Genomic DNA, 11,971 nt, shown 5'->3' with positions numbered 1-11,971 from the left:
AATGAAATATATAATCATAGCTTTTGTTTTTTTTAGTACATATATTAATTCTCAGGTTCATAGATTCATTTATGATGTAGAATATAAGAAGGACTCTTTATCTGATGTTTTAACTAAAGAAAATTATCATCTGGATATCTCACCAAATGAAGTTGAATATTATACCCGAGATTTCTTTGTTGCAGATTCCCTTATCATCAATGATATTCCTTTTCCAAAGAATACAAAGCTGAATACCTCCACTATTGTTTCTCATAAAACAGGAAGCAATGATTATAGCGAATATGATTTAATTGAAAATACCGTACTCAAATTACAAACTACAGATTCCCAGATATGGAAGCTTACAGATGAGAAGAAAAAAATTAAAGATTTAACCTTACAGAAAGCAACAACCCATTGGGGAGGACGAAATTGGACAGTTTGGTTTACTACTGAAATTCCTTTTCAGGAAGGTCCTTATAAATTTCATGGGCTACCTGGGTTAATAATTGAGGTTTTTGATGATAAAGGAAATTATAAAATCCAGCTTGTAAAATCTGAAAAGAAAGAAAAAAAAGTACAGAATCAATTTATTCAAATGTCTAAACAAATGTCTGCTTCTGTTACTTGGGAAAAATATAAAAATACAAAACTCAAATACTATGATTCCCCTGTAAGTTTTATAAAAAATAGTGTTGGGTCTTCAAATAATGATCAATTTTTTCTTAATGACGGTACAAAAGTAAACCCATCAAATATGCGAGAAATAAATGAGCGATTACGAAACAATATAAAGAAATATAACAATCCTATTGATCTTACTAAAGCTATTCAGTATTAAAAATAACTTATAACCCACAAAATTTAAAAACTCTAAAATTTATACTATGAAAAAGAAAAAACTATCATTAAACAAAGAGAAGATTGTAAGTCTGTCCGGTAAAAAGGCATTAGAGATACAAGGCGGTAAAATACTTCCCGGTGTTGGTTCTCAAGGAAGCACTAATCATGACTTTACATGTTGCTTTTGTACCGCACCTAATTCCAAGGAAGAAAGATGCTTTGATCCTAGCCCTTCAGTAGATACAATTTGTACTTCAATCTGGTGCTAATTTTTCATTAAAAAGATTTTACAACTGACTTACGGTATATAAATATTAATCTCAAAAATTAATCTCATGAAAAAGAAAAAATTATCATTAAACAAACAGAAGATTACAAAACTATCGGCTGAGCAATCTGGTTCGATTCAAGGTGGTTTGGCTGCAGCAGGAACTGGAGCGAGCACCAACAATGGTTTTACTTGCTGCTGGTGTACTGGCGGAAACTCGAACTCAGATAAATGCTTAGATCCAGAACCTGTATCAATCGCTAGTAATTGCACTTTAACACAACGCTAGTAATCAGTTAATAATCAAATATTATAAACAAACATAACCTCAAATTAAACTTATGAAAAAGAAAAAATTAACATTAAACAAACAGAAAATTGTAAATCTTTCTAACGAACAAGCATCACAAATCCAAGGTGGTAAGCTAGAACTTGCTGGTTCTGTTAACAGTTCAAATAATGATTTTACTTGCTGCTGGTGTACAGGTGGAGGCGGCGGAACTAAAGATTCTTGGAATACTTGTAGACAATCCGAATGTTTTAGATGTGACGGTCTAGAATAAAAACATTTTTTTACCACAAATAAATCATTATGACAAAGAAAAAGTTATCATTAAACAAAGAGAAAATTACAAAATTGACAAAAGAGCAATCTGCCGGAATACAAGGTGCGGGTTCTCAAAATAGCAGTAATCATGATTTTACATGTTGCCTGTGTACCGCTGGACAATCAAAAACAAAAGTTTGCATGGAGCCTTGGGAAGGGCTTGATTAATAATAAATATTTATTACAACTATGAAAAAGAAAAAATTAACATTAAACAAACAAAAAATCACAAAACTTACTTCAGATCAATCAGCTTCTATCCAAGGAGGTTTAGCTGGTGGCTCTGCCAGTAGTTCTTGGAATAACTTTACATGTTGCGTATGTACTAATGGTGGTGACGGACCTTCCAAAAGTGCAAATAAATGTGAAGATACTATGCCGGCTTCAGCACCATCTGAGGTTTTATGGAACTGCTAAAATAATATAAATAAAAAATAAAACTGTTTACTATGAAAAAGAAAAAACTAACACTAAACAAGCAAAAAATCACAAAATTAACAGCAGATCAATCAGCTTCTGTACAAGGAGGTTTAATAGCCGGAGGTTCAGGTAGCAGCTCATGGAATGACTTTACATGTTGCTTGTGTACAAACGGAGGGGATGGACCTTCAAAAAGTACAAACAAATGCCCAGATCCTATGCCAGGTTCTGCACCTTCTGAAGTACTATGGAACTGCTAATAAAAAATATTATGAAGAAGAAAAAATTATCATTAAACAAACAAAAAATCACTCAGCTAACAAAAGAACAATCCGCAGGTATCCAGGGAGGAGGCTCTGACAGTAGCTCATGGAATGATTTCACTTGTTGCTGGTGTACTAACGGAGGCGATGGACCTTCGAAAACAAATAATAAATGTGTTGATCCCCTAGAAGGATTATACCCTAATCCTTAAAAGTTTTCACACTTTATTTTTTAAATTATAAGCTCTATGTAATATAGAGCTTATATACTTAAATAATTTTATATATGACCATAGAAAAGAAAATACTAGATATTGAAAATACAATAAATGAAATATGGGATAAAAAACCTTTTGTTTCAGATCTATCCTTGTTTACAGGAATAGGTGGCATACCTATATTTTATTATATGCTTTATAAATATAAAAATCAGCCGGAATATTTACAAAAAATAGAAGAGGTAATCAATTTTATATTTGAACGGCTAAATGATGATGATGTAAATATAGGACCTACTTACTGTCTTGGAATTGCTGGAATAGGTTTCATGCTGAATTATCTAGAAAATACAAACGAAATTCAAAATATTGACTTTTCTGAAGGTCTTGAAGTTATAGATGATATACTTATTGATTCTGTTGACCATTTTCTTTCCTATATTGATGAGATAAATGATTCCCATAAACTTGATCAAATTGATTTTTTACATGGCATAACCGGGATTTCATATTATCTTTTAGAAAGAATAAACAAAGGAATTGACATTGAAAAATTAACAACAGTCTTTGAAAAAGTATCTGAAATAGCACAGTGGGATTATTCGGAGGCATTAAAAGTAAAAGATATTGATACCATCCAGGAAGGACTTCACAAAACAAATGTTGGTCTGGCTCATGGTCATACTTCTTTTATAATTTTATTTTCAAAGTTTCTTGAAATCTATCCTTCGAATAATAAAATTAAGCAAGGTTTAGAAGCAAGTGTTAAAACTGTTTTATTATTCAAAAATGATGATAAAGATGGCTTTTGTATGTTTCCTAGTATAGCTATTAGTAAGAAAACAGCTTTTTACAATATACATTTAGGATGGTGTTATGGAGACCAGTCAGTTGCTTATGGTCTTTATAAGGCAGGAAAAACTTTAAATAATGAAGATTTGATTGAAGAATCAAAAAATATAGCATATTCCACTTTAAAAAGAGAAACCATGCACTCAGCTTTGTTAAATGGTGAAGATTGTGATGCCGGATTCTGTCATGGAACTATTAGTGTCGCTTATTATCATAAAAAATGGTATTCAGTAACTAATGATGAGAGGTTTTTACACCTATACAATAAATTTTCAAATGATACCCTTTTACTTGCTAACAAACCTGAAGGATTAGCTGGTTACATAAAACATTTGGGGGATAATGAGACTTCAAATGCTATCGGTTTATTAGATGGTATTGCAGGCATTGGAACTTTTTTAATTGATAAACAGCTTAACGACCCTTCTCTTACATGGGATTCTATTTTCCTATTAAACTAAGATAATATTATAATCAATTATGAAGAAAGTAAAATATAGCCCGTTTGAAAAATTTGTTTTAAGAACCCCTATTCTTCCATTAGATTTTTTTAAAGAATTAACAACCTCTTCAGAAATAATTTCTGATGAAAGAATAATGGAAATATGTCAGGATTCTACAGTACGTGAGGCAATATTTTTAGCATCTCCTTCCCTATCTACACAAATTGACAGATGGATAAATAATGAAATTACTGATGTTCAAAAGAAATCAAAATTAAAATACAGCATTCTAAAATATCTTTCCCGAATGAGTTCCAGATGTACGCCTTATGGCTTATTTGCAGGATGTGCAGTGGGTGAATTTGCAGATGAGACAGACATTTTATTGGATAATATTAGCAATTATAATCGTCATACGAGATTAGATATGAATTATGTTGTTTCCTTATCTTATGAGCTGTTGAAAGATGAGGAAATAAAAAATAAATTAAAATTTTATCCAAATTCAAGCATCTACAAAATTCGAGACAAAGTAAGATATATAGAATATCATTACAAAAACAACAATAGATTCCATGATATTGTAGCAGTAGATGCTTCAGAATATCTTGATGATATAATTTCAATGTCTAAAAATGGAGTATATATCCATGAAATTGTAGATATGCTCGTTGCAGACGAAATTGATAAAGAAGATGCTGAAGAATTTGTAAATGAATTAATAGAAAACCAGATATTAATCAGTGAACTGGAACCTTCTGTTTCTGGTCCTGAGTTTTCAAATCAAATTACTAAAGTTTTAAAATCAAAATTTGGTGCTGATAATGAAAATATTGCTTTTATTGAATTATTAGATAAAAAATTGAAAATATTGGACTCTAATATCGGCAACAAAATTGAAAAGTATATCGATATTAGTGATATTGTAAGCAAAAAAAATATTCCTTTTGATTTAAAATTTTTATTTCAATGTGATTTAGTGATTACTACTAAGTCCAACAAAATTGACAGGAAATTTGTAAAAGAAATTGAAGCTGTAATCAACCTACTCAATAAAATAAGAAAACTAAAACCAAAAACTTACTTAGACCAATTCAGAGAAGCATTTTATGAAAGATATGAAGAACATGAAATGCCTATTTCCAAAGTTTTAGATCCTGAAATTGGAATTGGATACGGAAGAAATATGGAATCTAATGATGAAAACCCATTATTAGATGGCTTATTTATCACCCAACCTAACAGGGATATAAAAGAAGCAAGGGAAATCAAGTGGACAATCGTAGATGATATCATTCAACAAAAAATAATCAAGGCTAAAGAAAAAAATCTCTCTGTAATAAAAATAGAAGATAAAGACTTCTCCTTTTTACCGGAAACTACATTGGAAAGTTTACCGGATACATTATCTTTTTTTGTAGAAATGGTAAAGGAAAACGGGCAGACAAAATTAAAATTCAATGGCGGCGGCGGTGGAAGTGGTGCTAATTTATTAGCTAGATTTAGTCATAGTGATCATAATATTGATAATCTTGTAAATGAAATAATTGATTTTGAATATAAAAGCAATCCTAATAAAATAATTGCAGAAATTATTCACCTCCCTGAAGCCAGAGTCGGAAATATCCTGTCAAGACCTGATTTTAGAAAATATGAAATTCCTTATTTAGCTCGCTCAATAAAATCATCGGAACACCAAATAAATATCGAAGATATTATGATTTCGGTAAGAGGTAACAAAATATTTTTACGCTCGAAAAAGCATAATAAAGAAATTATTCCAAGGCTTACCAATGCTCATAATTATTCTAACAACAATGCCCTGCCAATCTATCACTTCTTAAGTGACATGCAGAGTAACAATGTAATTCCCGGAGTTTATTTAGATGTAAGCAATTTCGATAACCTATACAAAGCAATTCCAAGAATTGAATATAAAAACATCATTTTATCCTACGCAACCTGGAATCTTAACGCGAATGATGTAAAGCCGTTAATTGACGGAAAAGACAAAAACAATTTACAAGAAGGAATAAATACTTTTAGACAAAATCACTCTTTGCCGGATCTATTTCTTTTAAGTGATGGAGATAATGAGTTATTAATAAATTTACAAAACCTTACCTCGGTTGAAATGTTTGTTGAGACTATCAGAAAAAGACAAAATATGAAGTTAACTGAATTTATTTTTACTGATGACAATCAGCTTGTAAAAGATGAATCCGGTAAAAATTATTCTAACGAAGCTATCATTTCATTTTATAAGAATTAAAGATGACAAAAAATATTAAAACATATAATATAATTGGAGGTGAGTGGATTTATTATAAAATATATCTGGGGACAAAATCTGCAGATGAAGTGCTTACTGAATATATAAAACCTTTTACTGAGAAATTAATTCTGAATAATATAATATCTGAATGGTTTTTTATTCGCTACAATGATCCTAAATTCCATATTAGAGTCAGATTCAAATGCACAGATATTTCTATGATAGGAGCTGTAATTGTTGGAATGCACGAAATTCTAGAACCATTAGCGGAAGATGCTATTGTCTGGAAAGTCCAATTAGACACTTACAATAGAGAAGTTGAAAGATATGGTTATAATACCATGGAAATTTCCGAGAAAATTTTCTTCCAGGATAGTATTATGATAACTAATTATCTTACCTATTTTAAAGATGAAAATTTAAGATGGCTTTTTGGTTTAAAAGCAATGGATTCTTTTTTAGATTTGTTTAATTATAATTTATCTGAAAAAAAATCATTCATGGAAAATCTAAGCAATGGTTTTAAAAATGAATTTGGCAAGTCAAAAACATTTAACAATAGTTTAAGTGATAAATTCAGATTCCACAGGCAAGAAATTTCTGATATCTTTGAAGAAAAAAATCCAGATAATATATATAGTCTGATTGAGAAAAAAAGCGATTCTATAACTGATTTAGCAAAAGAGATTATAGACTTATATCAATCTGATTCTTTGACTGTTGATATCAATAGTTTTTTAGCCAGCCATATCCATATGCTTATGAATAGGTTATTTAAATCTAAAAACCGTGCCCACGAAATGGTATGTTATGATTTTTTATTTAGATACTATAAATCTAGGATAGCAATTGAAAATCAAGCTAGAATACCAGCCAACTCTTAGTTTAATCTTTTTTATAAAAATCTTTGAAAGATTGATCTTTATGATCAAAACAACAACAATACCATTGAAAATAGAGTAGAGAATATATCTGCTTTTCAATGGTATTGTTGTTGTTTTCCATAAACGCAATCGATCGTCCGGAATTTTCCACTTTGCTTACATTTTCATTTAAGCAAATTTTAATCTAAATTTTAAAATTGTTACATGATTAACGTTGCATGATTTTTAAACCCATCATTGTTTATTTAACAATAGTAAGAACCAATGGATTGGCTATAATTTGCGACTGCTTTTCCAACATCTTTTCCCAATCATCCTGAGTCTGAATCTGCCCGCTTTTTTGCCATGCAAATCCTGCATAATAAGTCAGTTTAGTTTGTGGTTTCGTAATAATTAATAAATTACTCTGGTCAGGAGTTTCCGTTCTGTGGGAAATAGATTTTTCAACAACATTCGGATTTATAACCACACCTTCCCCTACAAAAGCATCATCGATCTTTTCCCAATGAAGATAATAGCCCTTTCTGTCATTAAGTTTTGTCAATCCTTCATTTTTATGCAAACTGATTCCGATGGTAAAATTGGGAGCCGGGCTGTGTGATGTGAAATTAGATTCAAATTTCGAGAAATTGGAACCAATATCCAGAGAGACTCTTTTTATTTCCTGTACCTTAAAATCACTCCAGGGAAAATACGTTAATTCAAAAATCGTTCTCAAAGGACCTTCTGCAATAGTTTTAGAACTAATAAAATTCTTTGAAACCTGGAGTTTCTCATTTACCCAAATTCCAGTTCCTCCAGTTCCACGGCTATCTCCGACGTGATAAGGATCATAGCCTTCTCCTCTCGTATCTTTGTGGTAAAACATCGGATCCGTAAGATAACCTTTATACCATTTATTAATAACAGGCTGATCGGTTCTTTTCAGCCAAATATCAACTCCGCTGGAGAGTGTACTGCTTTTAATACCTTCCTGAGCTTCCTTCTGACCTTTCGGACCATAAACACGGAATGCAACTTTATCATTTTCCCAAGCATAATCATCTACTCTTTCAGGAACTAACCTTGAATAGGTTGAAACTTTAGCCTCAGGGATCGGCGTTTTTCCGTCTGCAATTATTTTGTAAGTATTTGTTTTTTTTGCCTCAATATTTACCTGAAAAAGCAATTCATCTCCTTTTCCGTCACCATCATAATCTATCCATTGAATGGTAATGAATTTATTATTTTCATCTTTTATTCGAAAATCTGATTCTTTATTTTTCTTTAGAAATAATTTTAAATCCGAAACGGGAACAGAAACTATTTCACTTCTTGAAAAATCCAATTTATTTTGAACCTGAATTGAGTTCTGTGCTTTTAAAGAATTAATACCGATAATGCATTCGACTGTACCCATCAATCCTAATAGTAAATTTTTATTATTAAACATAGCAGTGCTGTTTTTCCAAATTAAAAAAGTAATTAAGGTATTAACTATTTGTTTTCGTTTATTAAATATAATCATTTTCATTATCCAAATCATAGCAATATTATCTTTTACTTATATTTCTTATAGTAAAGGGGACCTTCGTATAATTTTTCGGGACTCGTTTGAATATGTTGTCTATATCAAATATGATGAATTATGTACTTTTATGAGATAAAAATATCATTCATTGTTCAAAAAATAATAAAATGTTGCAGTATTGCTGTAGTCAACAATAAAAAAACACTTACATTACTGTAAGTGCTTGATAGTAAAGGTGGTCCCACCTATAATGTCCCCCCGTGTATTTGTGTAGCATCAGATAGAGTTATATTTACTTTATATCAGCTCTTTAAAAAATATTGGAATTGCATGGAGTGCTATGGATGTAGATGGTTTTAAGCGTGTTAAGGCAAATTGTGCTTCTTAATCACAACATGTAAAATTTTGCATATTGAGGTTATATCAAACCACAAGTAGTTTATATAACTTTATTAAAAATACTTTAAATTATAATAAATAAGATATAAAAGAATATCTTTTGTTGGATTTTTATTCTATCTGTTAATTTTACCACCACAGCAGAAATCAAAATTACAGGCTGATTATTATGTATTTACTAACGAAGAATGTTAAATAAATAGTATTTAAAATTATTCTCGTAAGCTGTTGAACAGGTCGGTTATCATCATTTCGTCTTTAATTTCTTGTTTTATTTTTATTTCTTCTTCTTGAATTCTTTCTATTTCTTCCTCAATATCAACATCATCTTCATTGTAATGTATTTCTGAAGAATAAATATTATCAAGCGTGCTATTTACTTTTTCTAGGTATTCTTCTAAATTTATTGAAAACTTTTTTGTAATATATTCTAACTTAATCTTATAATCCCGAACTTTATTAACAAATATCACGCCACCAACATAAATTCTCAACGCTTCTGTTACTTTTTTATTAATTACATTTGAAAAACGGTTTGATTTAATAAATTGCTGATATTTATATGGAAAGATTAATTCAAATTTTTCAAACGAACTTAAATTTAGATCAGTAACGTCAAAGCTGTGATTTAGAAAATTGTCAAATATTTTATCTTCATTGACTTTAAAACGTGTCAAATCAAGTTTTCCTAATAAATCTATATAAGCAGAACTATAAACACCTTCTCCCACCCTTAATTCAGTCCTAAAATTTCTATAGATAAATCCTTCTATATCTTTATTATGACTAGAAAAATGATTATATAAATAATTCAGAAATATATAAAAAGGCTTATTATTCTGGTATGTATGCTGTATGTGATCAATATTTATCATATTTACCTTACAGGAGTTTAAATTGATTTCTATTTGCAATAGTCTCGCTGCTATCTTATTAATAAGTATTTGGTTCAAACCAATTTTTCCATTGGTCTTTTGGCCTGAAAATGAAGTATAAAATTGTTCAATAAAAATTAAAGAATTTACTAAATACCCTATGAGTTTTTCTTTGTTGAATAAATAATTAAAGAGAAAATCATAAATAGAGGGATTTTGATATTTAATAAAAATTTTTCCTTCTATATCTATATTGGGATCTCTTGTATCCCATCCCTCTATTCCATTTTGTTCTCTTAGCACATTAGGCCTTGATTCTAAACCCATTACCACATTTATAAATGTATTTTCTAATTCCCTGATGGATTTTAAAAATTGAATAGGGTCATAATTTATTCCTAATATTAGATTATTCAAGAAAAAAGATTCTGTTGCTGTCTCAAGATCATCAATTAATACAGGGCTTGGGAGAGTAAATAATATCAAAAGTGTGTATTGAGAAAACCTGTTTATAGTATTTTCAAAGCTGTGTAACCAAACACTTTGAGGATTGTCGAAAAAGCTTTTGGTAACTTTAAAAAAATTACTAGGTGGACAACTATTCCATATTTTTTGCTTGATAATTGTTTCTATGATTCTGGGATTATAATTAACATGATTAATCAATACCTCATAATTTTCATTTTCAATAAGGTTATTAAGGTACTCCTGATGTACCCCTCCATGAAATAGATGGTTATATAAAATTTTTGCCCTAATTAATCTTGTGTAAATGGATATATCAATTATACTCTTCGCTGCTTCAATATTTTCTATCTTGAATATTTCATGAATTTCCTTAGCTTGGTTTAGTACATTTTCTCTCGTTGTTAAAATTAAAAGCTTATTTGGAGCCTTTCTGATTTCTTTGATAAATTTGATGATGATTTCAACATCTCTCACTCCGTTTTTATTATCAAAAAAATTTTTCCCTAAAAAATCATCGAACCAAAATATTTGTTTTTTGTTATCATTTAGATAAAGATATTCGTCACTTATACCACCATTTAGATAGACTGGTTCATAGTCAAAAGAAAGATAATGGTAAATCAAAACTTCTGCTAATGTTGTTTTCCCAATTCCAGGTATCCCAGAAATAATAATGTACTGATGTTCTCTTAGTATCTTTAAAGATATAAAGAAACTCTCATTTTGAACATATAGTTTTATTTTACTATGTAAATCTTTTAACTCAAAAGATGAATAATAAGGTTTACTCTGTAGTACTTTTTTTAATATTCTCGTACTTCCAATCCACAGTTTATAATATTTTTCTTCAATCTTCTCATTTTGCGCAAGAATATTTAACAAATCATCCTTACCATATATATCTTCTGTAGATTTAATATATGGAGTAAAGAGGTCTTTTATTACTTTTTTATTTTTAGGGGTTAATCCAACGCTTGTTGTTATTATATAGGATTGAGGAGCTAACTTTTCAATCTTAGGCACTTCTTTTTTTAGATTTCTCAACAACAAACTAAAATTTTTATTTCGTTTTGACTGAATGATAACGTCTCCTTTTTCCGCCGAAAATTTAAAATCAATCCCTTCATCTTTGCCTGCTGTAAAAGACTCGATAAATACTCCCAACTTTGCCTGCAAAAGATCTCTACTGAATTCTTCGAATTCTTTTGGAGAAAAAATATTTAAATCATATTGCAACATTGCCTATTTATTTAGAGTATGTTAATTTACAAATAATTATTTCATTCAATTATAGTATATGTATACCAATGATTTCAATAAGAGATTCGGCGTAAAAATATCTAATGCAAAATTTAAAATAGATCATAATATATCAGTTAAAGGGACAATGTCTTGTTGTAAATATTTTAGCTACAAATGCAATTAATCCTGATGTTGCTGCTCATCATTACTTTTCGATACAGAAAGTATACTACTTCTTGTTTTATGCAGGTTTACAGAAAAGTAGTATCACAACCAGTGAACTCTTAATTATAAATAAATCTCTATTTAAGTCTACTCAAATTAGCAAAACATTTTCTACATAATCTGTCCCTCCTTTTTATTATACAAAGCTTTTCTAAAATTCCATAATAACCACTTACACCAATACTTAACTACTTAAA

At 29.7% G+C, this 11,971-nt stretch carries 13 protein-coding genes; 11 read left to right on the top strand and 2 right to left on the bottom strand.

Annotated elements, in window-relative coordinates:
* Nucleotide 1: 1 nt before the first annotated feature.
* The 11 genes from ACM39_RS12675 (at nucleotide 2) to ACM39_RS12625 (ending at nucleotide 7,055) form a co-directional block, all read left to right on the top strand.
* The gene (locus ACM39_RS12675; protein WP_048511412.1) at nucleotides 2–823 is read left to right on the top strand and encodes a GLPGLI family protein; all 822 of its coding nucleotides are present in this window, start codon (nucleotides 2–4) and stop codon (nucleotides 821–823) included.
* Between the two features lie 46 nt (nucleotides 824–869).
* Nucleotides 870–1,094, top strand: coding sequence for a hypothetical protein (locus tag ACM39_RS12670; protein WP_048511411.1), 225 nt, complete (start codon nucleotides 870–872; stop codon nucleotides 1,092–1,094).
* Between the two features lie 66 nt (nucleotides 1,095–1,160).
* Entirely contained in the window at nucleotides 1,161–1,382 is a 222-nt protein-coding gene (locus tag ACM39_RS12665) for a class I lanthipeptide (RefSeq protein ID WP_048511410.1), read from the top strand.
* A 52-nt stretch (nucleotides 1,383–1,434) separates the two neighbouring features.
* Nucleotides 1,435–1,656 (top strand): class I lanthipeptide, encoded by a 222-nt coding sequence (locus ACM39_RS12660; protein ID WP_048511409.1) that lies wholly within the window; start codon nucleotides 1,435–1,437, stop codon nucleotides 1,654–1,656.
* A gap of 29 nt (nucleotides 1,657–1,685) precedes the next feature.
* On the top strand, nucleotides 1,686–1,868 hold the full coding sequence (locus ACM39_RS12655; RefSeq protein ID WP_048511408.1) for a class I lanthipeptide: 183 nt from the start codon (nucleotides 1,686–1,688) through the stop codon (nucleotides 1,866–1,868).
* A gap of 21 nt (nucleotides 1,869–1,889) precedes the next feature.
* Nucleotides 1,890–2,117 carry a class I lanthipeptide gene (locus ACM39_RS12650; RefSeq protein ID WP_048511407.1) on the top strand — a complete coding sequence of 76 codons (228 nt, stop codon included), beginning with the start codon at nucleotides 1,890–1,892 and terminating at the stop codon, nucleotides 2,115–2,117.
* Nucleotides 2,118–2,149: 32 nt separating this feature from the next.
* Nucleotides 2,150–2,380 carry a class I lanthipeptide gene (locus tag ACM39_RS12645; protein ID WP_048511406.1) on the top strand — a complete coding sequence of 77 codons (231 nt, stop codon included), beginning with the start codon at nucleotides 2,150–2,152 and terminating at the stop codon, nucleotides 2,378–2,380.
* Nucleotides 2,368–2,595, top strand: coding sequence for a class I lanthipeptide (locus ACM39_RS12640; protein WP_048511405.1), 228 nt, complete (start codon nucleotides 2,368–2,370; stop codon nucleotides 2,593–2,595). Before ACM39_RS12645 ends, ACM39_RS12640 begins: the two co-directional genes overlap by 13 nt.
* A 74-nt stretch (nucleotides 2,596–2,669) precedes the next feature.
* A complete protein-coding gene (locus ACM39_RS12635) occupies nucleotides 2,670–3,914 on the top strand; it encodes a lanthionine synthetase LanC family protein (protein ID WP_048511404.1) in 1,245 nt (414 codons plus the stop codon).
* Nucleotides 3,915–3,933: 19 nt separating this feature from the next.
* On the top strand, nucleotides 3,934–6,168 hold the full coding sequence (locus ACM39_RS12630; protein WP_048511403.1) for a lantibiotic dehydratase family protein: 2,235 nt from the start codon (nucleotides 3,934–3,936) through the stop codon (nucleotides 6,166–6,168).
* Between the two features lie 2 nt (nucleotides 6,169–6,170).
* The gene (locus ACM39_RS12625; RefSeq protein WP_048511402.1) at nucleotides 6,171–7,055 is read left to right on the top strand and encodes a thiopeptide-type bacteriocin biosynthesis protein; all 885 of its coding nucleotides are present in this window, start codon (nucleotides 6,171–6,173) and stop codon (nucleotides 7,053–7,055) included.
* 241 nt (nucleotides 7,056–7,296) lie between these two features.
* Here the strand turns inward: ACM39_RS12625 and ACM39_RS12620 are convergent, their stop codons facing one another.
* A complete protein-coding gene (locus ACM39_RS12620) occupies nucleotides 7,297–8,487 on the bottom strand; it encodes a DUF4861 family protein (RefSeq protein WP_053073329.1) in 1,191 nt (396 codons plus the stop codon).
* A gap of 689 nt (nucleotides 8,488–9,176) precedes the next feature.
* A complete protein-coding gene (locus ACM39_RS12615; RefSeq protein WP_048511401.1) occupies nucleotides 9,177–11,546 on the bottom strand; it encodes a restriction endonuclease in 2,370 nt (789 codons plus the stop codon).
* Between the last annotated feature and the right edge of the window lie 425 nt (nucleotides 11,547–11,971).

It is taken from the genome of Chryseobacterium sp. FH2 (assembly GCF_001045455.1).
Taxonomy (GTDB): Bacteria; Bacteroidota; Bacteroidia; order Flavobacteriales; family Weeksellaceae; genus Chryseobacterium.
The sequence above is the reverse complement of the archived record's forward strand: the minus strand, read 5'-3'. Positions and strand labels throughout refer to the sequence as shown.

Excerpts from the sequence above, each read along its gene's own strand:
- ACM39_RS12675 (WP_048511412.1), top strand. The coding sequence starts at position 2 with ATGAAATATATAATCATAGCTTTTGTTTTTTTTAGTACATATATTAAT.
- ACM39_RS12670 (WP_048511411.1), top strand. The coding sequence starts at position 870 with ATGAAAAAGAAAAAACTATCATTAAACAAAGAGAAGATTGTAAGTCTG.
- ACM39_RS12665 (WP_048511410.1), top strand. The coding sequence starts at position 1,161 with ATGAAAAAGAAAAAATTATCATTAAACAAACAGAAGATTACAAAACTA.
- ACM39_RS12660 (WP_048511409.1), top strand. The coding sequence starts at position 1,435 with ATGAAAAAGAAAAAATTAACATTAAACAAACAGAAAATTGTAAATCTT.
- ACM39_RS12655 (WP_048511408.1), top strand. The coding sequence starts at position 1,686 with ATGACAAAGAAAAAGTTATCATTAAACAAAGAGAAAATTACAAAATTG.
- ACM39_RS12650 (WP_048511407.1), top strand. The coding sequence starts at position 1,890 with ATGAAAAAGAAAAAATTAACATTAAACAAACAAAAAATCACAAAACTT.
- ACM39_RS12645 (WP_048511406.1), top strand. The coding sequence starts at position 2,150 with ATGAAAAAGAAAAAACTAACACTAAACAAGCAAAAAATCACAAAATTA.
- ACM39_RS12640 (WP_048511405.1), top strand. The coding sequence starts at position 2,368 with ATGGAACTGCTAATAAAAAATATTATGAAGAAGAAAAAATTATCATTA.
- ACM39_RS12635 (WP_048511404.1), top strand. The coding sequence starts at position 2,670 with ATGACCATAGAAAAGAAAATACTAGATATTGAAAATACAATAAATGAA.
- ACM39_RS12630 (WP_048511403.1), top strand. The coding sequence starts at position 3,934 with ATGAAGAAAGTAAAATATAGCCCGTTTGAAAAATTTGTTTTAAGAACC.
- ACM39_RS12625 (WP_048511402.1), top strand. The coding sequence starts at position 6,171 with ATGACAAAAAATATTAAAACATATAATATAATTGGAGGTGAGTGGATT.
- ACM39_RS12620 (WP_053073329.1), bottom strand. The coding sequence starts at position 8,487 with ATGTTTAATAATAAAAATTTACTATTAGGATTGATGGGTACAGTCGAA.
- ACM39_RS12615 (WP_048511401.1), bottom strand. The coding sequence starts at position 11,546 with ATGTTGCAATATGATTTAAATATTTTTTCTCCAAAAGAATTCGAAGAA.